The organism is Streptomyces winkii (genome assembly GCF_032248595.1).
Classification (GTDB): domain Bacteria; phylum Actinomycetota; class Actinomycetes; order Streptomycetales; family Streptomycetaceae; genus Streptomyces; species Streptomyces winkii.
Genome location: NZ_JASTTH010000006.1, coordinates 272,096 through 295,814 on the forward strand (window position 1 = coordinate 272,096; position 23,719 = coordinate 295,814).

Consider the following 23,719-nt stretch of genomic DNA (forward strand, 5'->3'; position numbering starts at 1 on the left):
GACATTACTTGTTCTCTGCGCCATCGACGGACAACGATGTCAACACACTTCGGGGAGCGGTCACGTGCGGCACAGTCAGCCACACATCTCACGGGGCGGCCCCGGCGGACGGACGGCATCCCGAAGACGCGTCAGACGCGGCGGCGCCGGCAGATCCTGCGCCGCCCTCCTCGTATCGGCGCTGCTGGTGATGACGGCGCAGGGCACGGCGTCGGCCGGCCCTCCCCGGCAGCCGCACGCGCCCGGCGGCCCGGGCGGCTCCTTCAGCTCCTCCTTCGAGGCGGACGACCCGGCGCCCGACTGGAAGGACAGCGTCGAGACCGCGCCCGACGGCGAGAAGAAGACCCACGGCGTCCACCGCGACTCCGCGCCCGGCACTCCCGGCATGAGCAGCCATACGGGCACCGGCCCCGAGTCCACCCCCACATCGAAGGACGGCGCGGGCTTCAGCGGCGGGCACTCGCTGCGCTTCGCGGGCGAGCACACCGCGAGCGGCCACGGCTACTCGTACAACCGCGTCTTCGACGTCAACATCCCTGTCGGCGCCCGCACTTCGCTCTCGTACAAGATCTTCCCCGAGATGCCGAAGACCGACCTCGACTATCCCGCCACCCACGCCTCCCTCGACCTCGCCTTCACCGACGGCACCTATCTGAGCGATCTGGGCGCCAGGGACCAGCACGGTTCGGCGCTGACACCGCAGGGCCAGGCCGCCGCGAAGACGATGTACGCGAACCAGTGGAACAACCGGGAGTCGCGGATCGGTTCGGTGGCGGCGGGCAAGACCGTCGACCGCATCCTCGTGGCGTACGACTCCCCCAAGGGCGCCAGCGCCTTCCGCGGCTGGGTGGACGACGTCTCGATCGCGCCCAAAGCGCCCGAGAAGCGCCTCGCGCACCCCTCCGACTACGTCAGGACCACGCGCGGCACGCTCTCCAGCGGTGACTTCTCCCGCGGCAACACCTTTCCCTCCACGGCGCTCCCCGGCGGCTTCAACTTCTGGACCCCGGTGACCGACGCGGGCTCCTCGGACTGGCTCTACGAGTACGCGCGCAAGAACAACGACGACAACCTGCCCACCCTTCAGGCCTTCAGCGCCAGCCACGAGCCCAGCCCGTGGATGGGCGACCGGCAGACCTTCCAGGTCATGCCGTCGGCCGCCGGCGGCAAGCCCGACGCGTCCCGCAAGGCCCGCGCCCTGCCCTTCCACCACAGCAACGAGACGGCCAGGCCGCACTATTACGGCGTCACCTCCGACAGCGGCCTGCGCACGCAGATCGCCCCGGCCGACCACGCCGCGATGATGCGCTTCACCTTCCCCGGCGACGACGCGAACCTGATCTTCGACAACGTCGACAACCACGGCGGCCTCACGCTCGACAAGGAGAAGGGCACCGTCACCGGCTACTCGGACGTCAAGAGCAAGCTGTCGGTGGGCGCCACCCGCATGTTCGTCTACGCCCGCTTCGACTCGCCCGTGACGGCGGGCGGCCCGCTGGAGGGCGGCGGAGGCAAGGACGTCACCGGCTATATGCGCTTCAAGCCGGGCTCGGACCGTACGGTCACGATGCGCATCGCCACGTCCCTCATCGGCGTCGGCCAGGCGAAGGCCAACCTGGAGCGCGAGATCCCCGCGGACGACTCCTTCGGCGACGTGCGCCACCGCGCGCAGAGCAAGTGGGACGACCTGCTCGGCCGCATCGAGGTCGAGGGCGCGAGCCGCGACCGGCTCACCACGCTCTACTCCAGCCTGTACCGGCTCTACCTCTACCCCAACTCCGGTGCGGAGCGGGTGGGTTCGCGTACGCGCTACGCCAGTCCGTTCTCGAAGCCCACGGGCGAGGACACCCCGACGCACACCGGCGCGAAGATCGTCGACGGTGACGTGTACGTCAACAACGGCTTCTGGGACACCTATCGGACGACCTGGCCCGCCTACTCCCTTCTCACGCCGAAGCGCGCGGGCAGGATGGCCGACGGCTTCGTGCAGCAGTACAAGGACGGCGGCTGGATATCGCGATGGTCCTCGCCGGGCTATGCGGACCTGATGACCGGCACCAGTTCGGACGTGGCCTTCGCCGACGCGTACGGAAAGGGCGTGAAGTTCGACGCCGAGTCCGCCTACGAGGCGGCGGTCAAGAACGCCACGGTCGCACCGCCGCAGTCCGGCGTGGGGCGCAAGGGCATGGCCACGTCCCCGTTCCTCGGCTACACCAGCACCGCGACGGGCGAGGGCATGTCGTGGGCGCTGGAGGGCTACCTCAACGACTTCGGCATCGCGCGCATGGGCAAGGCCCTGTACCGCAAGACCCACAAGCCCCGCTACAAGGCGGAGTCGGAGTACTTCCTCGGCCGCGCCCGCAACTACGTCAAGCACTTCGACCGACGCGTCGGCTTCTTCCAGGGCAAGGACGGGGACGGCAACTGGCGCCTGCCGCCAGGGGAGTTCGACCCCCGGGTGTGGGGCCACGACTACACCGAGACGAACGCGTGGAGCTTCGCCTTCACCGCGCCCCAGGACACCAGGGGCCTCGCGAACCTCTACGGGGGCCGCGCGGGCCTGGCGAAGAAGCTCGACACGTACTTCTCCACCCCGGAGACCGCGTCGAAGGAGTACGCGGGCTCCTACGGAGACGTCATCCACGAGATGACCGAGGCCCGCGACGTGCGCATGGGCATGTACGGGCACAGCAACCAGCCCTCGCACCACATCGCGTACACCTACGACGCCGCGGGGCAGCCCTGGAAGACGCAGCGGAAGGTCCGCGACGTGCTCTCCCGGCTCTACCTCGGCAGCGAGATCGGCCAGGGCTACCCGGGCGACGAGGACAACGGCGAGATGTCCGCGTGGTACGTCTTCAGCGCGCTCGGCTTCTATCCGCTGGTGATGGGATCGCCCGAATACGCCGTCGGCTCACCGCTGTTCACCAAGGCGACCGTCCATCTCGAAGGCGGACGGGAGCTGGTGGTGAAGGCGCCGCGCAACAGCGAGCGCAACGTCTACGTGCAGGGGCTGCGCGTCAACGGCAAGCCGTGGCACTCCACTTCGCTGCCGCACAAGCTGCTCGCCCGCGGCGGCACCCTGGAGTTCGACATGGGGCCGAAGCCGTCGAGGTGGGGCACCGGCGAGAAGAACGCGCCGTCCTCCATCACCAAGGACGGCAAGGTGCCGTCACCGCCGGGCGACGTGACAGTGCCGTCGAAGAACCAGCCGCTGCTGGACGACACCTCCGCCACCCGGGGCGTCTTCTCGAAGGCCGCGCTGGAGGTGAGGCCCGGCTCCCGGAACAAGCCCGTGAAGTCCTACACGCTGACCTCCGCGGACCGGGCCGACGCCCCGGAGGGCTGGGTGCTGGAGGGCTCGAAGGACGGCGAGAAGTGGAGGGCCGTGGACCGCCGCCGCGACGAGTCCTTCGCCTGGGACAAGCAGACCCGCGTCTTCGACGTCGCCCGGCCCGGCGCGTACCGCCAGTACAGGCTCGTGCCCGCGGGCAGGAGCGCGACGCTCTCGGAGATCGAACTGCTCGGCTGACCGGGGCCGTGTCCGGCAGTCTCCGTCGAACGTGCGGTCCCCTGGGCCTCGCGGCCCGGGGGTGCCCCCAAGAGGGTCCGGCAGCATGGTCGAGAACCCCGGGCCCGCGGGCCGGGAGGCCCAGAGGGAGACCGCGTTCGTGATTCCCGCCCCAGCGGGCCAGGCATGCCCCGGCCGCAGCGGGGGACCCGCCGCGTGTGAAGTCTCTGGGTCTGCCGCAGTCCGTCCGTGCCTGTCTCTTCGACCTCGACGGAGTGATCACCAAGACGGCCGTCGTGCACGCGGCCGCCTGGAAGGAGATGTTCGACGACTTCCTGCGCGGCCGGGGCGGGGAGGACGGCAGTGGCGGCGCGGACGAGGACCTGCGCCCGTTCAGCGACGGCGACTACGACACGTACGTCGACGGGCTGCCGCGCGCCGACGGCGTACGCTCCTTCCTCGCGTCCCGGGGCATCGAGCTGCCCGAGGGCTCCCCGGACGATCCCCCCGGCCGGGAGAGCGTGCAGGGTCTGGGCAACCGCAAGAACGACCTGCTGCTGGAGAAGATCCACAAGGAGGGCGTCGAGGCGTACCCGGGCTCGATCCGCTATGTGAACGCGGTGCGGGAGGCCGGGCTGCGCACGGCCGTCGTCTCGTCCAGCAAGAACTGCCGCGACATCCTCGTCTCCGTCGGCATCGAGGGGCTCTTCGACGTACGGATCGACGGGCTCGTGGCCGCCGAGCGCGGGCTGCCGGGCAAGCCCGCTCCCGACACGTTCCTCGCCGCCGCCCGGGACCTCGGGACGGACGCCGCCGCCTCCGCCGTCTTCGAGGACGCCCTGGCCGGAATGGACGCCGGGCGCGCCGGGCACTTCGGGTACGTCGTGGGCGTGGACCGCGTCGGGCAGGCCGGGGAGCTGCGGCGGCACGGCGCGGACGTCGTCGTGACGGATCTCGCCGACCTCACCGATTCCGAGGAGCACGCATGATCACCCACCGTGCGTACGCCTGCGAGCCCTGGAAGCTCCGGGAGACCGGCCTCAACCTGGACGTGCTGCCGCAGAGCGAGTCCGTCTTCGCGCTCTCCAACGGCCACGTCGGCTGGCGCGGCAACCTCGACGAAGGCGAACCGCACGGCCTGCCCGGCTCCTACCTCAACGGCGTCCACGAGCTGCACCCGCTGCCGTACGCCGAGGCCGGGTACGGCTACCCCGAGTCGGGCCAGACGGTCATCAACGTCACCAACGGCAAGGTGATCAGGCTGCTCGTGGACGACGAGCCGTTCGACGTGCGCTACGGGCGGCTGCGCTCCCACGAGCGCGTACTGGATCTGCGCAGCGGGCTGCTGCGCCGCACCTGCGAGTGGACCTCGCCCGCCGGCAGCACCGTGCGGGTGCGCTCGACGCGGCTGGTCTCCTTCACCCAACGCGCCATCGCCGCCGTCGCGTTCGAGGTGGAGCCGCTGGACGACGAGGTGCGCGTCGTCATCCAGTCCGAGCTCGTCGCCAACGAGCAACTGCCCCATCTCAAGGGCGATCCGCGCGCCGCCGCCGCGCTCGAATCGCCGCTGGAGCCGGAGGAGAATCTCGCCTCCGGGCACCGGCTGCGCCTCGTGCACAGCACCCGCGGCAGCGGACTGCGCGTCGCCGCGGCGGCCGACCACGAGGTGAACGGCCCCGATTCCACGCGTACTTCGAGCGAGAGCGGCGAGGACGTCAGCCGCCTCACGGTGACGGCGGTGCTTCAGCCGGGCGTGCCGCTGCGCATCGAGAAGACGGTCGCCTACGGCTGGTCGAGCGTGCGCTCCCTGCCCGCCGTGCGGGACCAGGTCGACGCGGCCCTCGCCGGCGCGTGCAGCACCGGCTGGGACGGGCTCGCCGCGCAACAGCGCTCCTATCTCGACGAGTTCTGGGCCCGCTCGGACGTCGAGGTCGACGGCGACGCGGAGATCCAGCAGGCCGTGCGCTTCGGCCTCTTCCACGTACTCCAGGCCGGTGCGCGCGCCGAGCAGCGCGCCATCCCCGCGAAGGGCCTCACCGGCTCCGGCTACGACGGGCACTCCTTCTGGGACACCGAGACCTTCGTGCTGGCGCTGCTGACTTACACCTCGCCGCAGTCGGTGGCCGAGGCGCTGCGCTGGCGGTACGACACGCTGCCCGCCGCGCGCGCCCGCGCGCAGCAACTGGGGCTGCGCGGCGCCGCGTTCCCGTGGCGGACGATCGACGGCTCGGAGTGCTCCGCGTACTGGCCGGCGGGCACCGCAGCGTTCCATGTGAACGCCGACATCGCCGACGCGGTGGTGCGGTACGTGGCCGCCACGGGCGACGACGAGTTCGAGCGGGACACCGGGGTGCCGATCCTCGTGGAGACGGCCCGGCTGTGGCACTCCCTCGGCCACCACGACCACCAGGGCGCCTTCCACTTCGACGGGGTCACGGGCCCGGACGAGTACAGCGCCGTCGCGGACGACAACATCTACACGAACCTCATGGCGCGGGCGAACCTCCGGGACGCCGCCGACGCCATCGACCGGCACCCGGACCAGGCCGCCGCCTTCGGCGTGGACGACGAGGAGACGGCCGCCTGGCGCGACGCCGCGGACGCCGTCGCCCTCCCGTACAACGAAGACCTCGGCGTGCACGAGCAGTCGGCCGACTTCACCGGGCACCAGATCTGGGACTTCGCGGGCACCGGCCCGGACGAGTACCCGCTGATGCTGCACTTCCCGTACTTCGAGCTGTACCGCAAGCAGGTCGTCAAGCAGGCGGACCTGGTGCTGGCAATGTGCCGGCACGGCGAGGAGTTCGACGACGAGCAGAAGGCCCGCAACTTCGAGTACTACGAGCAGCTGACGGTGCGGGACTCCTCGCTCTCCGCGAGCTGGCAGGCCGTCATGGCGGCCGAGGTCGGCCATCTGCGCCTGGCCTACGACTACTTGGGCGAGGCCGCGCTGATGGACCTGGCCGACTTGGAGAACAACACCCGGGACGGCCTGCACATCGCCTCCCTCGCCGGGACGTGGACGGCGCTCGTCGCCGGCTTCGGCGGGATGCGGCACAGCCACGGCACGCTGGAGTTCGCGCCCAAGCTGCCGGAGCGCCTCAGCCGGCTCGCCTTCACCGTCCAGATGCTGGGGAGGCGGCTGCGCGTCGAGATGAGGGACTCCACGGCCACGTACACCCTCGTGCACGGTTCGCCGATGGAGATCTGCCACTACGGCGAGCACTTCACCCTGCAAAGCCAGGAGCCCCGTACCCGCAAGGTGCGGCGGGCTCCCCAGCGGCCGGAGCCGAAGCAGCCGCCGGGGCGGCGGCCCGCCAGCAGGCACTGAGGCGGAGCCCGCGCATCCCGGCCGGCGCCGCGATGCGGGAGCCGGGCACGCGAGCCAGGGGCCGAAGGCCGGGAGCCGGGCTCCGGTCTCCCGGGTGTGAGCAACCAGTCCCCGCATGTCGGTGAGAAACGTCTGCGGCGCCGTCCGGAATCGGGCACGATGCCGTACGCCCGTACGGGCCCTTCGCAGGCCGAAACGGGCGCCCTCGCACGCCCGCAGTGGCGCCGCTTCACGACGGACTCATCACCAAGCAGGGAGACGGACGATGCGCATCGGCTTCGGGAGACGGTCGGCTGCGGCCTGTGTGCCCCTGACTCTGTTCGCGGTGACCGCCTGCGGAGCCACGGACGACTCCGGTGGGGCGTCGCCCGTGGACGAGCGGGCCGTCTCCGCGACCGACGACTCGTCCAGGGACTCCTCCGGGCGGGGCTCCGGCGAGATCCCCTCGCGCGGCTCGCGCGACACGGGGATCGTGGGCGAGAGCGCCGGTCCCGGCGAACGGGGCCCCGACGACGGACCGGTCGCCGCGGAGTGGCCGGACAACGACGTGTACGGAGCGATACCCCGGGTGCGGCCCGGCACGGGCCGCCGGGACGCCGTGCTCCTGACCTACGACGCGGGCGCCGCGGACGGGTTCGGCGCCGCCGTACGCGCCGCCGCCTCCTCGTGGAACGAGAGGGTGCCCGAGATCGAACTGCGGCCCGCGCGCCCGGGAGCCGAGCCGGACATCCGCGTCGTCGTCACCAAGGGCTGGCCCGGCGCCGCCCCGCAGGGGGCCGTCCTCGGCAAGGGCACCGTGAGCATCGGCCGCAGGGCGCTCGCCCAGGGCCACGACGCGATACGCCTCGTGGCCCACGAGTTCGGCCATCTGCTCGGGCTGAAGGACAGCCAGGCCGGGGCCTGCTCCAGCGTGATGTCGGGCAAGTCCGCGGGGGCGTCCTGCACCAACTCGTATCCGAGCGCCGCCGAAGTACGCGAGGTGCGCGGCAACTTCGGCTGAGACGACGGCCGACTCCGCGCGGGCGAAGGCCACTTCGGCTGCGACGGCGGCCTCCACCGCTCAAGGCCGTGCGGCGGTCAGGGGCTCCAGACCATCGTCCGCTGGTGCACCCGCCCGCCGTCGTGGCGGAGTCCGGGAACCAGCGGAGTGCCGCCGTGCTTGACGAAGCCCATGCGCTCGAAGAACCGCACCGCGCGCGTGTTCTCTTCGAGGGTCAGCAGATGGCATCCCGGTGAGCCGTTCTCCCTGAGCCGCTCGAACCACGCGTTCATGAGCCCGTCGGAGGCGCCCGTGCCGCGCGCCGCCGACATGACGTTGATGTGCAGATGCGCGGGCCACCGTTCGTCCGTGAAGTCCGTGGCCGTCGGCTCGCGGCGGACCGCGGCCCGGCCCATGTCGAGCACGCTGCGGGCGAGGAAGGCCGCGGGCCGGGGCCGCAGCACGAGCCGGTACTTCCTGATCGCCCTCGCGATGCGCTCGCTTTCGCGGGGGAACTCCGAGTGGCGCAGGCACCCCGCCAGATAGCCGACCAGGGCTCCGTCGACCACCGCCACGAAGAGGGACTCCGGCTCCAGATCCATGTACGCCTGGAGGTAGATCGCCGCTTCCGACTCCTCGTGGCCCCACATGGAAGCGGTGGGCGAGCCCTCGCCCGCCTTGCCGAACAGTTCGCGCAGCTCGCGGCGGTCGCCCTCCGCGAAAGTACGGATCTCCGTCACGCCGAACGCACGCTCCCCGGTCCCGTCGCCGCTCTCACAGCCCTTGCCGCTCTCACAGCTCTTGCCGCTCTTGCTGCCTTGCCGACTCGCTGCCGCCCGCGGCGCCGGGCGCACCTCCCGGCCGGCCTCGTCTTCTCATCATGCACCCCCACCGTGCCGGCGCCGGTGCGAAAGGGGGCTGGCCAAGGCGCCGGGCAGGGCGTACCGTGGGCCGCGAATTGGGCGTACGACCAAGCCAAACGACCAAGCCAAACGTCCAAGTCGCTCGTCCAAGGCATTCGTCCAGGCAAGTCGTCCAGGCACACACCCCGCGGCCGACTGCCGGCAAACCCGTCCGGGCCGCGGCCCGAACACGAGTGGAGCGCGCATGACCCCGACGTCCGCGGAACGCGGTCACGAGACCCGGCAGCGGCTGCTCGACGCCGCGGCGCAGCTGATCGTCGAGGACGGCTGGGGCGCGGTGACCACACGCCGCGTGGCGGATCGGGCAGGGCTGCGGCCGGGGCTCGTCCACTACCACTTCTCCACGGTCACCGACCTGCTGATCGAGGCCGCACTGTCCGCGGCCCGCCGGGAGATGGCGAAGGCGGCCGAGGCGATGTCGCAGGCGGACGACCCCTCGCTGGGCGTGCACCAGATGCTGGAGACGGTGTCGGATTACACGGCGACGGATCCGACGACGGTGCTGTTCAGCGAGATGCTGCTGGCCTCGACGCGGCTGGACCGGCTGCGCACGCAACTGGCCGAGCTGCTGTCGGAGTGGCGCACGGGTGTCGCCGAGTGGCTGCGGGCCGCCAACACCGCAGCGGGCGCGGCCGGTTCGCACGCCGAGGAGGGCTCGGGGGACGCGAGCGCCTCGCAGGACGACGCGGAGGCCACCGCGCTCCTGCTGGGCGCCGCGATCGACGGGCTCGTACTGCACCGGCTCATCGACCCATCGACGGCGCGGATCTCCGTGGCGGCGCCGCTGGTGCGTCTGGTCCGGGTGGCGCCGGTCGCGGGTTGAGGCATGGAGACGCGGGCCGACTCCCTTGCGGGCCGGGCCCGTTCGAGGAGCGGCCGGTCCGGCAGGCCCACCCGCTCAAGCCCCGGGAATCAGGGAGGACTTCCATGGCGCACACGAGCACAGCACAGGCCTCTGCCGGAACCACACGACGGGGCGGCGCGAGGCTGCGCGGCCTGTCGAAGACGTACGGGTCCGGGGAGGCGGCCGTCACCGCTCTCGACGGCGTGGATCTGGACGTGGAGGCGGGCGAGTTGGTCGTCGTGCTCGGTCCCAGCGGCTCGGGCAAGACGACGCTGCTGAACGTGCTCGGCGGCATCGAGGCCGCGGACAGCGGCTCGACGGAGGTCGCCGGCGTGGATCTGAGCGGCCGGCGCCCGCGCGAACTCGCCGACTTCCGCCGGGATCACGTCGGCTTCGTCTTCCAGTTCTTCAACCTGGTGCCCACGCTGACGGCCCGCGAGAACGTCGAGGTGATGGTCGAGCTCACGGGCCGCGGCGAGCGGCGCTGTGCGGCAGAGCTGCTGGAGTCCGTCGGGCTCGGCGACCGGCTTGACTCCTTCCCCGCGCAGCTCTCCGGCGGTCAGCAGCAGCGGGTGGCGATCGCCCGCGCTCTCGCCACCGACCCCGATCTGCTGCTCGCCGACGAACCCACCGGCGCCCTGGACGTGGCGACCGGCAAGTCGGTGCTGCGGCGGCTCCAGCGGACCAACCGCGAGGGCCGCGGCGTCCTGTTGGTCACACATAACGCCGCCGTCGCACGGATGGCCCACCGGGTGGTGACCATGCGAGACGGACGTGTCGAGTCGGTCGAGCTGAACGCCGACCCGGCCGACTCCGACGACGTGGACTGGTGAGCCGCGTGAACCGGATCCTGCTCGCCAAGACGCGGCGTGATCTGCGCCGCCGCCTCCCGCAGTTCGCGGCCATCGGGGTCACCGTCATGGTCGGCGTGCTCCTCTTCGTCGCGAGCTACGACGCCTATCGCAACCTGGGCTCCAGCTACGAACACACCTACTCCCGCATGCACTTCGCCGATCTGACGGCGTCCGGCGGCGACACCGCGAAGGTCGCGGCGGCGGCCCGCTCGTCGCACGGCGTCGACGAGGTCGCCACCCGCACCCAGGGGCGGCTGCCGATGCGCTTCGGCCGTGACGAACTCCTCGGCCGCGTCGTGGGGTTGCCCGCCGGCACGCAGCCGGACGTGAACAAGGTCGACGTCGTCTCCGGTCGCTACCCGGAGAAAGGCGACGCCGGCGGCGTACTCGTCGAACGTCACACGGCGAAGACCTTCGGCCTCTCCCCCGGCGACACCTCGAAGATCCACGACGGTTCGCGCTGGCGGACGGTGACCGTACGCGGCGTCGCCGATTCGCCCGAATATCTGTGGCCGGCCCTCAGCCGCCAGCAGGCCCTCGGCGATCCGCACAACTTCGCGGTGCTCTTCGCACCCGAGACGACCGCGCGGGCCCTCACCCACAGCGCCGGCGGCACTCGGCAGGTCCTTGTGAGGCTCGGTGACGGCGCCCGGGACGACGACGCCGACGGCCAGGTCACCGCCCGCGTCGCGAACCGTCTCCGGGCAGCGGGGGCTGCGGAGGTGGAGCCGCGTTCGGAGCAGCCGTCCGACGCCACGCTGCACGAGGACCTGAAGGGCTTCTCCCAACTCTCCGTCGCCTTCCCGGCGTTGTTCCTGTCGGCGGCGGCGGTGGCGGCGTACGTACTGATCACACGGCTCGTCCTGTCCGAGCGGAAGGTGATCGCGACCTTCCTGGCCGCCGGGGCCGGTCGCGGCACCGTGGCGCGGCACTACCTGGGTCACGGGGTACTCGCGGGCGCGGGCGGCGCCGTGCTGGGTGTCGCCCTGGGAGCGGTGGCGACCACGGCGATGACGCACGCCTACACCTCCGAACTCGGCATCCCGTACACGCTCGTCGAACGCCGTCCCGCGGTCATGCTGGCCGGTGTGCTCTTCGGCGTCCTGGTGGGGCTGGTGGGCGGCGCGGCCCCGGCATGGGCGACGACGCGGACCGCCCCGGCCGAGTCCATGCGCGGCGACGGCGGCACCCTGCCTTCGCCCGGGCGCTGGGGAAGGAGGCTGTCGAAGGCGCGGTGGCTCCCGCTGGCGATGCGGCTCGCGCTGCGCGAACTCGGGCGCAGCCGGCGTCGCACACTGGCGACCATGCTGGGCGGCGTGCTCGCACTGATACTCGTGCTCTCGTCCGCGGGGATGGCCACGAGCATGAAATCGGCCATGGACGTGCAGTTCGGAACGGTGCAGCGCGAGGACGCCACCGTCACCGCCGATCCGCGCGCACCCGACCAGCAGCGGGCGCTGCGCGGCATCGACGGGGTGAGCGCCGTGGAGCGGATGACGACGGCTCAGGTCTCCGCGTCCGCCGGCGGGGAGTCGTACAGCACGTCCTTGACGGGCTACCGCCCGCACACCACCATGCACGGCTTCCGCGCCCCGGGCGGTGGAGAGCGCCGGCTGCCCGCAGACGGCTCGGTCCTGGCGGGGAAGGCCCTCGCCGGCAGACTCCGCCTCTCCCCCGGTGACCGGTTCACGCTGCGCACCGCGGAGGGCGGCGCGGAACGAGTGCGCCTGGCCGGGCTCGTCGACGAGCCGATGGGCTCCGCGCTCTACGGGACCCGGGCCACTGTCGAAGCGGCCACGGGCTCGGCGACCGACGGGTTCGGGCTGCGCTTCGCCTCCGGCCTCTCCGCGCCCGAACGCGACCGGGTGCGCGCGGAGGTCACCTCGCTGGACGGCATCGTCGCCTACGCGGACTCCCAGGCGATCAAGCGGCAGATCGACCGGTACATGGCGTTGTTCTGGGTGTTCGTCTGGGCGATGATGCTGCTCGGCGGGGCCCTGGCGCTCACCGTCATCCACGTCACGATGACGGTGAACATCGCGGAACGCACCCATGAGCTGGCCACCTTGCGCGCCGCCGGAGTGCCGTTGCGGCGCATCGCGGGGCTGCTGGCCGCCGAGAATCTGACCGCGACGGCGCTCGCCCTGCCGATCGGCCTCGCCGCGGGATACGCCGCCGCGCGCGAGTCCCTCGACTCCTTCACGGGCGACATGTTCTCCCTGCGGCTGGAGATCGGCTGGCCCTTCGCCGTGGCTGCGGTGGCAGCCGTTCTCGGTGCGTCATTGCTCTCCCAGGTCCCCGCCGTTCGGGCGGTGCGGCGCCTGGACGTGGCGCGTGTCGTACGGGAGCGCGCGGGCTGAGAGCCGGGGCGGGGCGGGCCGCGATGTGACCCTTCTCTCCGCAAGTGCCCGCCGAGGCGCGGTTGTCCGGTTCACACCTGAGAGGACGACCTGCGGTAATGATGGTTCCTGGCGGCTTCCGTGGCCTGATGGATCACTCGTGGCGTTTTTTGCCCGTCCGCGCCAGTGTGCTTACGGTCGCCACCGCTCGACACGTTCGCCACCACATGTGGCGAACTCCGCGATCGTTAGGAAACATTCACCATGCTGTTCTCCGGCAACGGCCGCAACCACGGGCCAGTGAAGACCACCCGCCTCGCCGTGCTCACCGGCGTCGCGGGCGCCGCAGTCGCCCTCCCGATGGTCACCGCTCCCGGGGCCCAGGCCGCCTCCGTCGGCACCTGGGAGAAGGTCGCCGAGTGCGAGTCCAGCGGCAACTGGCAGGCGAACACCGGCAACGGCTACTACGGCGGCCTCCAGTTCTCCGACAGCAGCTGGAAGGCGGCAGGCGGTACGAAGTACGCGCCGCGCGCCGACCAGGCCACCAAGGCGCAACAGATCGCCACCGCGGAGAAGTTGCTCGACCGGCAGGGCGCCGGGGCCTGGGCGTGCGCCGGTCAGGCGGGACTGAGCGCCGGCGGCCCGTCAGCGGACGTCGACACGGGCGGCTCCACCGGCTCCGGCGGCTCCACCGGCTCCCAGCAGAGCGGTCCGCAGAGCCGGCCGCAGCACAGGCCGCAGCAGGCGGACAAGGGCAACTACACGGTGAAGGCCGGTGACACGCTCGCCTCCGTCGCCTCCTCCCACGGCGTCGGCCTGAAGCAGCTGTACGAGGCCAACAAGTCCGTCATCGGCGGCGACGTCGATCTGATCCACCCGGGTCAGAAGCTGCGGGTCGGCTGACCCGCGGCCCCGCCGCCCCAGGCAGTCGCGGCCCGCGCCCCTCCCCCCGGGGCGCGGGCCGCGGTGTCAGTCCGCGGCCGTCCGGGTGCCGGACACCCGGACGGCGTGGAGAGGCGGCCGGGTACGGTGGACGCACCATCGCGCCGTGATCGGCGCGGTGCTGGTGTGCCGGGAAGTCTGGTCGGCGTCGCCTACGGGCGTCACCGCCCGCCGTCGACCCCCAGGAGCCCGCACCGATGTTCCCGCGGTTCGCCTCTCCCTCCCGGCGCCTGACCGAGGTGCTGCGCACCGAGACCACCGGCGGCATGATCCTGCTGGCGGCCACGCTGGCGGCGCTGATCTGGGCCAACGCCCTGAGCGATTCGTACGAGGCCGTGGGCTCCTTTCACTTCGGCCTCCCCGCCCTCGGCCTCGACCTGTCCGTGCGGCACTGGGCGTCCGAGGGCCTGCTCACCGTCTTCTTCTTCGTCGCCGGTACGGAGCTGAAGCGCGAGCTGGTCTCGGGTGAGCTGCGCAAGCCCGCTGCCGCCGCCCTTCCGGTCGTCGCGGCCGCCGCCGGGACGGTGGTGCCGGCGGCCGTCTACCTCGCCGCCAATTACGTGGGGGGCGGGCGACTCGGCGGCTGGGCCGTGCCGATGGCGACGGACATCGCCTTCGCCCTCGGCGTCCTGGCCGTCATCGGGTCCCATCTGCCGTCCGGTGTCCGCGCCTTCCTGCTGACGCTCGCCGTCGTCGACGACCTCGGCGCCATCCTCGTCATCGCCGTCTTCTTCACCTCCACGCTCAACTGGGCCGCGCTCGCGGGCGCGGCGGCGGGTCTGGTGCTCTTCGGGGTGCTGCACCGCCGGCTGGGCGTGCGCGGCTGGTACGTGTACGTGCCGCTGGCTCTCGCCGTGTGGGCCCTGACGTACAGCAGCGGCATCCACGCGACCATCGCCGGAGTCGCCATGGGAATGCTGCTGCGCAGCCGCCCCCGTACGGGACCCGGCCGGAAGCCGGAGGAGACGACGTCTCCGGCGGAGCGCGTCGAGCATCTGCTGCGTCCGCTCTCGGCGGGCGTCGCCGTTCCCGTCTTCGCGCTCTTCACGGCGGGCGTGACCGTCTCGGGTCCGGCGCTCGCCGAGATGTTCCGGCACCCGGAGTCACTGGGCGTCCTTCTGGGCCTGTTCCTGGGCAAGTTCGCGGGCGTCTTCGGCGGCACGTATCTCGCGGCGCGCTTCACGCGCGCACGGCTCGATCCGTCGCTCGCCTGGCCCGACATGGCGGGGCTCTCGATGCTCGCCGGCATCGGGTTCACGGTGTCGCTGCTCGTCACGGAGCTGGCGTTCACGGACGCCGCGACCGTCGAGCATGTGAAGGCGGCGGTGCTGGCGGGCTCGCTGCTCTCGGCGGCGGTGGCCTGCGCGGTGCTGAGATTCCGCGACGCGCGCTACAGGTCCGCCGCGGGCGGCGGGCGCCAGGATGCCCCGCACAGCGAGGTGGCCGGATGAGCGACTGGCAGAGCTGGGCGGCGATCGCCGTCTTCACCGGGGCGTACGCGCTGATCATCAGCGAGAAGATCCACCGGGTCGCGGCGGCGCTGGGCGGTGCGGCGCTGATGCTGGCGATCGGAGCGACCGACGACAAGGCGGCGTTCTACTCGCAGAAGACCGGCATCGACTGGAACGTCGTCTTCCTGCTGCTCGGGATGATGGTGATCGTCGGCGTTCTGCGGAAGACCGGCGTCTTCGAGTATCTGGCGATCTGGTCGGTGAAGCGGGCTCGGGGCAGGCCGTTCCGGGTCATGGCGATGCTCGTCCTGATCACCTCGACGGCCTCCGCGCTGCTGGACAACGTCACGACCGTGCTGCTGATCGCGCCCGTCACGCTGCTCGTCTGCGAGCGTCTCGCGCTGCCCGCCGCCCCGTTCCTGATCGCCGAGGTCCTGGCCTCCAACATCGGCGGGACGGCCACGCTCGTCGGCGACCCGCCCAACATCATCATCGCGAGCCGCGCCGGACTGACCTTCAACGACTTCATCGTCCATCTGACGCCGCTGGCGGCGCTCCTGACGCTCGTGCTGGTCGCCGTGTGCCGGGTGCTGTTCCGTTCGGCCTTCGTCCACGACGAGAAGCGCGCGGCCGAGGTGATGGCGCTGGAGGAGCGGGAGGCGATCCGCGATCCGCGGCTGCTGGTGCAGGGCCTGATCGTTCTCGTCCTGGTCATCGCGGGCTTCGTACTGCATCCCGTGCTGCACTACGAGCCGAGCGTCGTCGCGCTCCTCGGTGCCGGGCTGCTCGTCGCCGTCAGCTCGGTGCGTACGGGCGAAGTCCTCGCCGACGTCGAGTGGCCCACGCTCGCCTTCTTCGCGGGGCTGTTCGTCATGATCGGCGGGCTCATCGGGACGGGCGCGGTCGCAGAGGCGTCCCGGGCGCTGGCGGGCGCCGTGGGCGGGCGGGAACTCGGCGGCTCGATGCTGATGCTGGGCGGCTCGGCCGTACTGTCGGGAGTGGTGGACAACATCCCGTACGTCGCCACGATGGCGCCCATCACGAGCGACCTCGTGCAGAGCATGGGCGGCGGCAGCGACCATGTCATGTGGTGGGCGCTGACGCTCGGCGCGGATCTGGGCGGGAACGCCACCGCCATCGGCGCGAGCGCCAACGTCGTGGTCCTCGGCATCGCCGAACGCAACCGAACGCCGATCAGCTTCTGGCAGTTCACCAAGTACGGTCTCGTCGTCACCGCCGTGACGGTCGGGATCTCGGCGCTGTACGTATGGCTGCGGTACTTCGCCCTGGCGTGAACCGATCCTGCACCCGTCCCGAGACAGCGACCGCCCTGAGAGGAACCGGCAATGCGCGCACGTGACTTGGCCGTCGGATACGAATCGGTGACCGTCGACAGCGACGCGCTGGACGCCGCCCGGCTCATGGCCGGGCACCGGCTCCCCGGACTGCTGGTGCTCGACGGGCGCGGCGAGCCGAAGGCGATCCTGCCCGCCTCGCAGATGGTCAAGATCCTGGTCCCCGGTTACGTGCTGGAGGACCCGAACCTCGCCGCCGTCGTCGACGAGCAGCACGCCGACCGGCTCTGCGAGGGGCTGTCGGGCCGCCGCGTCGGCGACTGCCTGCCCGCCGACGCCGGTCCGCCGCCGGTCGCGGACGCCGACGACACCGCGCTGGAGGTCGCCGCGCTGATGGCGCGGGTGCGCAGCCCGCTGGTGGCGGTCGCCGCCGGGGACGGCGGCAGGTCGGAGGCCGGCACGCGGCTGCTCGGCGTCATCACCGCCTCGCATCTGCTGGACGAGCTTCTCCGAGGGAGGTAGGGAGCGCGGCCGGCGGCGGTTCAGGCGCGTCCTCCGGCTGAGGGGGCCTCAAGGGTGGTTCTACTGCGGCCGTTCGTAGCGCAGCAGGACGACGCCGTTGCCGAACGTACGGGTCTCCATCAGGCTCAGCGGGGTCTTCGCGCCGTCCGGCTCCCGGAACAGCGGCCTGCCCCGGCCGATCAGGACGGGGTGAACGTAGACGCGGTACTCGTCGATCAGGTCGTGCCGGCGGAAGTCCGCCGCGAGATCGGCTCCGCCGACGGACATGTCGCCGCCGGGCTGCGCCTTCAGCGCCCGGATCCCCTCCGGGTCGACCTCTCGCATGAGGGTCGCGTTCTCCCCGGCGTGCTCCAGCGTCCTGGAGTAGACGACCTTGGGGGTGCGCCGCCAGATCCCGGCGAAGTCCTTCATGGGGCCCGAGATCGACGGGTCGGAGCCGGCGTCCGGCCAGACCGACTCCATGAGCTCGTAGGTGACGCGTCCCATCAGGAAGGCGCCCATCTTCCCGGTCTCTTCGTTCATGTGCCCGTGGAGTTCGTCGTCGACCATGTGCCAGTCGATCTCGCGGTCCGGTCCCTCGAAGAAGCCGTCCAGGGAGACCTGCATGAACAGGATGATTCTTCTCATGTGCCGGCGTCCTCGGGTGGTGTCAGTCCTTGTGGGTGAACGAGTGGTGCTCGTGGCAGACGGTCCAGTGCCCGTCCTGCTTGCGCAGCCCGATCGTCAGCCGCAGGCGCCTTTCCGGGTCGGCCCCCAGCTCCTTCCCGGTGCCGCAGCGCAGCAAGGCGTGCGCGAAGGCGACGTCGTCCCCGGCCGTGACGTCCAGGGAGACGATCTCGAAGCAGGCGCCCTGGCGCTGCCAGTCGAAGAAGGGCGGCCAGGTCGCGCGGTAGCGGTCGATGCCGCGCACGCCGTCCTCCGGCGGCGGCACGTCGAACATCACGATGTCGTCGGCGTGTGCGGCAAGCACGGCGTCCATGTCGCCCTCGTGCACCGCCTTCGCCCAGCGTTCGATCAGTTCGCGGATGTGCGTCTCGTCGTCGGCCACGCGTGGCTCCCTTCCGGTCGTCGCGTACGGAGTACGGGTCGGAGTGCCGACCGGCGCGGCGGTCACAACTCATCGCTCCCGGGAGACCCGTCGGTTCGGGCCGTTCACCGGCTCCGCCACAGCGGTGGCGTCCGCGCACGGCCGCGGCGTGGCCACCGGGCCGCACCCTCGCGCCCCGTGAGGCTGGGCGCCGTGAACGGCTCGAAGGGCGCGGACGGCGCGGACGGTACGGACGACGACGGCGCGGGCGCCGCACTCGTTGTGCCGCTGCCCGTCGAGCTGGTGCGGCCGAAGCCGGTCGAGGCCGTGCCCGACGGGCCCGGCTGGCACCATTCCATCAAGCTCGACGGCTGGCGCGTCTCGCTCGCCGTCACCGATGACGGCGTACGGATCCACTCCCGCAGCAAGCGGGAGATCACCCGCCAGTTCCCCGAACTCGTCGCGGCGGCCCGAGAGTTGGGCGCCGGGACCGTCATCGACGGAGAGGTCGTCGTCTGGAGCGGGCAGCAACGGCGCTTCGACTTCGAGGCGTTGCAGTCACGCGGCCTCGCGAAGCGGCCCCGGTCCACTCCCGGGGTCGTTCTCGTCGCCTTCGACGTGCTGGCCGCGCCGTACACGGATCTGCGGTCCGAACCGCTCAGCGTGCGGTGGCCGCGGCTGCGGAGCGTCGTCGAACAGGCGGGCCCGGAGATCCAGTTGGTCCTCGCGACGGACGACGCGGGCCAAGCCCGCGACTGGATGCGGGAGATGAGACCCCAGGGCGTGGAGGGCATCGTCTCCAAGCGCTGGGACTCCCCCTACCGGCCCGGCCGTGCGCGGACCGCTTGGCGGAAGGTGCGCTCCGCGGACACCGTCGACGCACGGCTCGTGGGCGTCACCGGCCCGGAGCGGCGCCCGTGGGGAGCCGTCGTCGAACTCCCCGACGGGCGACGGGCCGTCACGACGCCGCGGCTGGCGCCCGTCGCCGCGTCCGGGCTCGGCCGCGCCGTCGAGGGGCTCCTCGGCGAGACGGTCGCCGACGACGAACTGGACGTACGGTGGCGGCCGTTGACCGGCACCGCCGCACCGCTCACAGTCGAGGTCACGGTGCGCACCGGCCGCGTCCCGCTGGTGCGGTACGTGCGCGTGCGCGCGGACGTCTGACCGCGCGGACGTCTGACCGCGCGGACGTCTGACCGCGCGGAGCCCGGCCGTCCGGTCCTGGTCGCCCGGCACCGAGCGCCTCATCCGGCTCGGCCGGCGTCTTCGTCACGTGAGGATCGTGCCGCGGGCTCGCGGACCGGCCGTCGACTCGTCCGTCACTTCGGCGCCACCGCCTCCGTCAGGTCCTCCAGCGCGTCGGCGAGCAGGTCCGCCGTGCGCAGCGCCACCGAGGACGACGGGCGGTCCGCCTCCAGCTCCCACCACCGGGACAGCGCGTCGTGCACGGGGCCCCAGTCCGGGGCGCGTCCCTCGCGGAGCGCCGTCACGGCGCCGGGCAGGGCGGCCGCGAGCGCCTCGGAGTAGTCCCGCGCGCCGGGGTTCGGCCGGGCGTCGCGGTCCGGGAGGTGTGCCTCCAGCAGCATCGTGACGCGGCCGAGGGTGACCATCGCGGACTGCGCCGCGGACGCCGAGCGGCGCGAGAGCCCGCCGCGGTGGCGCACGGGCTCCGCGCCAGCCCGCGTCGCCGTCTGGTCCCACTCCTGGCGCGCGGCGCGGGTGTCGAGCAGCGCCTCGCGCACGGCGCGGTCGGGGTGCCCCTGCGCGGGCGTGCCGACGGCGCCCGCCGCGCGGGCCGCCGGATCGGCGAAGCGGTCGAGCACCGCGACGGTGTAACTGCCCGTCGCGGCAAGCCAGTCGGCGAGCCGGTCTCTCAACTGCGGTGTCTCCCAGGCCGGGAAGAGCGCGTAACTCAGCATGGCGAGCGCACCGCCGAGCGCCGTCAGCCAGATCCTCTCCAGCACGGTCTGCGAGAACATCGAGCCGGCGATGCTCAGCAGGAAAACGACGTACGCGCTGATGCACGCCGAGGTGATGGCGTAACCGGTGCGCATCAGCAGATACATGCACCCGACGCTGCCCACCGCGAGCGCGGCGCTCGCGTAGGGCGGCGGATGGGCCAGCACCGTCACCGAACCGGCGATGCCCACGCCGAAGAGCGTCCCGACGATGCGGGCCACGCCGCGCTCGTACGTACGGGAGAAGTCCGGGCGCATCACCATCACGGCGGTGAGCGGCGCCCAGTAGCCGTGCGCGGGTGCCAGCGTCTTGCCCAGCAGATAGCCGGCGGCCACGACGCCGGCGACGCGCAGCGCGTGCCGGCACACCGGCGAGGACCAGCGCAGTTCGCGGCGGAAGGTGCGCACGGCCGTGGGGACGAGCACGGCGAGGGACGGCTGGTTCAAGTGCCGCGGCTGCACGGGGCGTACGGGCGGCGCATCGGCCTCGGGGTCGACGTAGACGTCGCTGTCCTCTGCGCTGTCGGCCCGGGCGGGCATCTGCCAGGTGGCGCGCGGGATCAGCGGTACCTCGCGGGTGACCTCGACGGGTTCCTGCGCGGCGTCCACCGCGTCCTGCGTCAGGGCGATCAGCCGCATCGCGGACTTGCGGGCAGGGCCCTGCAACACGGGCCCGGTCTCCGGGACTTGGAGCACCTCAAGGGCGTCCTGCGGCAGCCGCACGCGCTCGCCGCGCCGCACCGCGCGTGCCGTCGCGTCCAGTACGGTCGCCGCGGCCTGGAGCAACTCCCGTACGCGCTCGCGCTCCCGGCCCACCATCGGGGCGCCCACGACCGGGTCGGCGAGGGACGCGAGCACCGGGCGGAACCGTTCCGCCAGACCCCGGTAGCCGCCGAGCTGGCGGGGGCGGCGACGGGCCTGGCGCGGCGTGATCGCTGCGGCGCTGCGGGCCTCCATCAGCGGCTTGGGGTCGAACGAGCTGCTGGGGTCGTGGCGCAGGCGGCGCGCGTAGTCGGCGACGGCGGCGAGCGCGTCGGCCAGGGCGTCCCGCCGCTCGCCCCACGGCCGTACGGGAAAGAGCACGATCAGCGCCGCCTGCACACATCCACCCGCCGCGATGAGCGCGGCCTGCACGAGAGCGCCGAGAACGGTCGTGGGCAGGGTGACCGTCACCAGCATGCAGGCCACCGTCAAGGACGCCACGACGCCGGCGGTGGGGCCCACGCCCCAGGCGAGGCCGGAGGCGAACGCCCAGGCGGCGAGCAGCAGTACGAAGGCGGCGGGGTGCGCGACGACCAGGTAGCCGGTGAAGGTCGACACCGCCAGGGCCGCACCGGCGCACAGCGCCAGCACCGGCCGGGGACGCCAGCTGCGCTGGAACGTCGCCACGCCGGAGGCGAACGCGCCGAACGCCGAGGCGACGGCCAGCTTCGGCGAGCCCGCCCACAGCGTCACCAGGACGATCACCGCGACACCGGCCGCGGCCCGCAGCGCGATGAGCGGTGTCAACTTGGCCCGCTCGACGGACAGCCCGGACCGCGCGGTCTCACCGATCGCCCGGAACCACGGCAGGACCTTCATGCGGCCGAGCTTACGGGGGAGCGCCGGGACGACCGCAGGACGGCCGAGGTCAGACCACCGGGGCGGGGGCGGCGGGCCGTTGCCGCGGCCCGGCAGGGGGTCACCGCGTTTGGTTCGCCACCTTCTGGTCGAACGCGGCGAGCGCCGCCGCGCCCACCGCCTTGTCCTGGTCGCCGTTGCCGCCGCTCACGCCGACCGCGCCGACCACCTCGCCCTCGTGGACGATGGGGAAGCCGCCGACGAAGGCGGCGAAGCGCCCCGGGTGCATGTGCTGGATGCCGAAGGCCTCGTTGCCCGGAAGGGCGGGGCCCTTGGGCTCCTCGTTGAACAGGTGCGTGGCGCGCTGGTGTCCGGCGGCGGTGAAGGCCTTGGCGATGGCGATCTCCACTCCGGTCAGCCGCGCTCCGGTCATCCGGTGCAGCGCGACGGGGTGGGCGCCGTCGTCGGCGATGCAGATCGTCTGCTTCACGCCGATCCGTTCGGCCTCGGCCTCGGCGGCCTCCAGCATGATCAAGGCGTCCTCGAGGGTCAGGCGGTGCACGGTGAACATCAGCGCTCCAGGTAGTCGCAGTAGACGGTCTTGGTGTCGGTGACGAACTCCAGGGCCCCGCGGCCTCCTTCGGGGAACGCGCCGGAGCTTGAGGCGCCCCAGCCGCCGAAGGGCGGTGCCACGCCGTTGCCCGTCGTACGGTCGTTGATCTTCACGACGCCGCAGCGTGCCTCGCGCATGAAGCGTCCGGCGGTGCCCAGGTCTCGGGTGTGTACGGCGGTCACAAGGCGGTGCGGGGTGGAGTTGACGACGGCGACGCCTTCGTCGGGGCCGTCGACGGGGACGATGCCGAGCAACGGCCCGAAGATCTCCGCGGTGTTGACGGGGTGGTCCTCCGGAACGCCGGCCAGCAGCACCGGCGGGACCCAGTGGCCCTCCGGGTCGAGGCCCGGCAGCAGCGTGCCCTCGCCGATCACGTCGGCGCCCTGCTCGCGGGCGGAGTCGACGAGGGCGGTGAGCCGTTCGCGCTGGGCGCGGGTGGCGACCGGGCCGAGGTCCGCGTCGGCGTCGTCGCCCCGTCCGACGCGCAGCCGCGAGACCTCTTCGCGGAGCAGAGCGGTGAACTCAGCCAGCACGGAACGGTCGACGAGCACCCGGTCCGTGGCCGTGCACACCTGGCCGGAGAGACCGAAGGCGCCGCCCGCGACGGCCGCCGCGGCCCGCGGAAGATCCGCGTCGGCACAGACCAACGCCGCGTTGTGGCCGCCGAGTTCGAACTGGCGGCGGGCCGGCGGGTTCGCGGTGCGCTGGAGCAGCGCGCCCACGGCGTCGGACCCGGTGAAGGTGACGGCACGCACCTGCGGCGCGCCGACGAGGGCCGCCATGGCCTCCTTCGAGTCGCCGTGCAGCACCGGCAGCACCTCCCCCGGCACCCCAGCACGGTGAAGGGCCCCGGCCAGGAACTCGCCGCAGGCGGCGGCGACGGGCGAGGGCTTGAAGACGACGGCGTTGCCCGCCGCGAGCGCCGGGGCGATCTTGCGCGCGGCGAGCGACACGGGGAAGTTCCAGGGCGTGATCGCCACGACGGCACCGAGCGGTACGCGCATCGTCCACGCGGACAGGGACGCGGACTCCCGGGGATAGGTGACGCCCTCGACCATGAAGGCGAGCTGCGCCGACAGCCGGAACTGCTCGACGGTCTTGCCCACTTCGCCCTTGGCGGCGCTCAGCGGCTTGCCCTGCTCGCGGGTTATCAGGCGGGCCAGGGTGTCGGCCTCGCCCTCCAGTACGTCGGCGGCGGCGCCCAGCACGCCGGCACGGCGGCCCGCCGGAAGGGCGGACCAGGCCCGCGCTGCCTCGTCGGCCGCGGCGACTGCCTCCGCGGCGGAGGCGGGTGTGGCGGCCGGGAACGTGGCGACGACATCGGACGGTTCGGCGGGATCCGTGGAGACGACGGTGCCCGGGTCCGGCTCGGGACCGGCGCCGTCCTCCCGGACCGGGCTCTCCTGCAACCTCGACAAGTCGGCCTCCTGTTCCGCATTGTGTGCAGTGACAGCGATGACAGCGTTGACATCCGTGAACGGCACCGGTGACGGTCGCTGTGGCCGCAGCATCCGCCGGCGCCGTGGGGCGCATCCGCCAGCCGTACCCCCGCAGTCTTTGCCCCGCCGGG

General features: G+C 72.4%; 18 protein-coding genes. 12 read left to right on the forward strand and 6 right to left on the reverse strand.

The window, feature by feature from the left end:
• The first annotated feature begins 190 nt into the window (after positions 1-190).
• From QQM67_RS20090 to QQM67_RS20105, 4 genes are all read left to right on the forward strand, one after another.
• Positions 191-3,532: a GH92 family glycosyl hydrolase gene (locus tag QQM67_RS20090; protein WP_314175351.1), complete on the forward strand. Its 3,342-nt coding sequence runs from the start codon at positions 191-193 to the stop codon at positions 3,530-3,532.
• A gap of 197 nt (positions 3,533-3,729) precedes the next feature.
• Positions 3,730-4,500, forward strand: coding sequence for an HAD family hydrolase (locus QQM67_RS20095; RefSeq protein ID WP_314175352.1), 771 nt, complete (start codon positions 3,730-3,732; stop codon positions 4,498-4,500).
• Complete coding sequence (locus QQM67_RS20100) at positions 4,497-6,842, forward strand: glycoside hydrolase family 65 protein (protein ID WP_314175354.1); 2,346 nt, start codon at positions 4,497-4,499, stop codon at positions 6,840-6,842. The genes QQM67_RS20095 and QQM67_RS20100 overlap by 4 nt, the downstream gene beginning before the upstream one ends.
• A gap of 325 nt (positions 6,843-7,167) precedes the next feature.
• A complete protein-coding gene (locus tag QQM67_RS20105) occupies positions 7,168-7,842 on the forward strand; it encodes a snapalysin family zinc-dependent metalloprotease (RefSeq protein ID WP_314175355.1) in 675 nt (224 codons plus the stop codon).
• 77 nt (positions 7,843-7,919) lie between these two features.
• Here the strand turns inward: QQM67_RS20105 and QQM67_RS20110 are convergent, their stop codons facing one another.
• Positions 7,920-8,561, reverse strand: coding sequence for a GNAT family N-acetyltransferase (locus QQM67_RS20110; protein WP_314175356.1), 642 nt, complete (start codon positions 8,559-8,561; stop codon positions 7,920-7,922).
• 367 nt (positions 8,562-8,928) lie between these two features.
• Here QQM67_RS20110 and QQM67_RS20115 point away from each other — a divergent pair, with 367 nt between their 5' ends.
• The 7 genes from QQM67_RS20115 to QQM67_RS20145 all read left to right on the forward strand — a co-directional run bounded on the left by QQM67_RS20115 (position 8,929) and on the right by QQM67_RS20145 (position 16,991).
• Entirely contained in the window at positions 8,929-9,567 is a 639-nt protein-coding gene (locus QQM67_RS20115) for a TetR/AcrR family transcriptional regulator (RefSeq protein WP_314175357.1), read from the forward strand.
• A gap of 104 nt (positions 9,568-9,671) precedes the next feature.
• Positions 9,672-10,421 carry an ABC transporter ATP-binding protein gene (locus QQM67_RS20120; protein WP_314175358.1) on the forward strand — a complete coding sequence of 250 codons (750 nt, stop codon included), beginning with the start codon at positions 9,672-9,674 and terminating at the stop codon, positions 10,419-10,421.
• A gap of 5 nt (positions 10,422-10,426) precedes the next feature.
• On the forward strand, positions 10,427-12,802 hold the full coding sequence (locus QQM67_RS20125) for an ABC transporter permease (protein WP_314175359.1): 2,376 nt from the start codon (positions 10,427-10,429) through the stop codon (positions 12,800-12,802).
• 243 nt (positions 12,803-13,045) lie between these two features.
• Complete coding sequence (locus tag QQM67_RS20130) at positions 13,046-13,684, forward strand: LysM peptidoglycan-binding domain-containing protein (RefSeq protein ID WP_314175360.1); 639 nt, start codon at positions 13,046-13,048, stop codon at positions 13,682-13,684.
• A 236-nt stretch (positions 13,685-13,920) separates the two neighbouring features.
• Entirely contained in the window at positions 13,921-15,174 is a 1,254-nt protein-coding gene (nhaA, locus tag QQM67_RS20135) for a Na+/H+ antiporter NhaA (protein WP_314175361.1), read from the forward strand.
• Positions 15,171-16,469: an ArsB/NhaD family transporter gene (locus tag QQM67_RS20140; RefSeq protein ID WP_314175362.1), complete on the forward strand. Its 1,299-nt coding sequence runs from the start codon at positions 15,171-15,173 to the stop codon at positions 16,467-16,469. The genes nhaA and QQM67_RS20140 overlap by 4 nt, the downstream gene beginning before the upstream one ends.
• A 51-nt stretch (positions 16,470-16,520) precedes the next feature.
• Complete coding sequence (locus QQM67_RS20145) at positions 16,521-16,991, forward strand: CBS domain-containing protein (protein ID WP_314175363.1); 471 nt, start codon at positions 16,521-16,523, stop codon at positions 16,989-16,991.
• A gap of 60 nt (positions 16,992-17,051) precedes the next feature.
• On the opposite strand, the gene QQM67_RS20150 is transcribed toward QQM67_RS20145, so the two are convergent.
• Both QQM67_RS20150 and QQM67_RS20155 read right to left on the reverse strand, forming a co-directional pair.
• Positions 17,052-17,618 carry a dihydrofolate reductase family protein gene (locus QQM67_RS20150; RefSeq protein ID WP_314175364.1) on the reverse strand — a complete coding sequence of 189 codons (567 nt, stop codon included), beginning with the start codon at positions 17,616-17,618 and terminating at the stop codon, positions 17,052-17,054.
• A 22-nt stretch (positions 17,619-17,640) separates the two neighbouring features.
• Positions 17,641-18,039 carry a YybH family protein gene (locus QQM67_RS20155; protein ID WP_314175365.1) on the reverse strand — a complete coding sequence of 133 codons (399 nt, stop codon included), beginning with the start codon at positions 18,037-18,039 and terminating at the stop codon, positions 17,641-17,643.
• A gap of 192 nt (positions 18,040-18,231) precedes the next feature.
• Here QQM67_RS20155 and QQM67_RS20160 point away from each other — a divergent pair, with 192 nt between their 5' ends.
• Positions 18,232-19,182, forward strand: a complete 951-nt coding sequence (locus QQM67_RS20160; RefSeq protein WP_314175366.1) for an ATP-dependent DNA ligase — start codon at positions 18,232-18,234, stop codon at positions 19,180-19,182.
• A gap of 155 nt (positions 19,183-19,337) precedes the next feature.
• Here the strand turns inward: QQM67_RS20160 and QQM67_RS20165 are convergent, their stop codons facing one another.
• From QQM67_RS20165 to QQM67_RS20175, 3 genes are all read right to left on the reverse strand, one after another.
• Positions 19,338-21,557 carry an FUSC family protein gene (locus tag QQM67_RS20165; RefSeq protein WP_314175367.1) on the reverse strand — a complete coding sequence of 740 codons (2,220 nt, stop codon included), beginning with the start codon at positions 21,555-21,557 and terminating at the stop codon, positions 19,338-19,340.
• Between the two features lie 100 nt (positions 21,558-21,657).
• A complete protein-coding gene (locus QQM67_RS20170) occupies positions 21,658-22,107 on the reverse strand; it encodes a GlcG/HbpS family heme-binding protein (protein WP_314175368.1) in 450 nt (149 codons plus the stop codon).
• Positions 22,107-23,567 (reverse strand): aldehyde dehydrogenase family protein, encoded by a 1,461-nt coding sequence (locus QQM67_RS20175; RefSeq protein WP_314175369.1) that lies wholly within the window; start codon positions 23,565-23,567, stop codon positions 22,107-22,109. The genes QQM67_RS20170 and QQM67_RS20175 overlap by 1 nt, the downstream gene beginning before the upstream one ends.
• Positions 23,568-23,719: the final 152 nt, after the last annotated feature.

What these genes read in the sequence shown, in the direction of transcription:
- QQM67_RS20165 (WP_314175367.1), bottom strand. Translation starts at nt 21,557, where the DNA reads ATGAAGGTCCTGCCGTGGTTCCGGGCGATCGGTGAGACCGCGCGGTCC.
- QQM67_RS20120 (WP_314175358.1), top strand. Translation starts at nt 9,672, where the DNA reads ATGGCGCACACGAGCACAGCACAGGCCTCTGCCGGAACCACACGACGG.
- QQM67_RS20130 (WP_314175360.1), top strand. Translation starts at nt 13,046, where the DNA reads ATGCTGTTCTCCGGCAACGGCCGCAACCACGGGCCAGTGAAGACCACC.
- QQM67_RS20150 (WP_314175364.1), bottom strand. Translation starts at nt 17,618, where the DNA reads ATGAGAAGAATCATCCTGTTCATGCAGGTCTCCCTGGACGGCTTCTTC.
- nhaA (WP_314175361.1), top strand. Translation starts at nt 13,921, where the DNA reads ATGTTCCCGCGGTTCGCCTCTCCCTCCCGGCGCCTGACCGAGGTGCTG.
- QQM67_RS20115 (WP_314175357.1), top strand. Translation starts at nt 8,929, where the DNA reads ATGACCCCGACGTCCGCGGAACGCGGTCACGAGACCCGGCAGCGGCTG.
- QQM67_RS20140 (WP_314175362.1), top strand. Translation starts at nt 15,171, where the DNA reads ATGAGCGACTGGCAGAGCTGGGCGGCGATCGCCGTCTTCACCGGGGCG.
- QQM67_RS20170 (WP_314175368.1), bottom strand. Translation starts at nt 22,107, where the DNA reads ATGTTCACCGTGCACCGCCTGACCCTCGAGGACGCCTTGATCATGCTG.
- QQM67_RS20100 (WP_314175354.1), top strand. Translation starts at nt 4,497, where the DNA reads ATGATCACCCACCGTGCGTACGCCTGCGAGCCCTGGAAGCTCCGGGAG.
- QQM67_RS20145 (WP_314175363.1), top strand. Translation starts at nt 16,521, where the DNA reads ATGCGCGCACGTGACTTGGCCGTCGGATACGAATCGGTGACCGTCGAC.
- QQM67_RS20090 (WP_314175351.1), top strand. Translation starts at nt 191, where the DNA reads ATGACGGCGCAGGGCACGGCGTCGGCCGGCCCTCCCCGGCAGCCGCAC.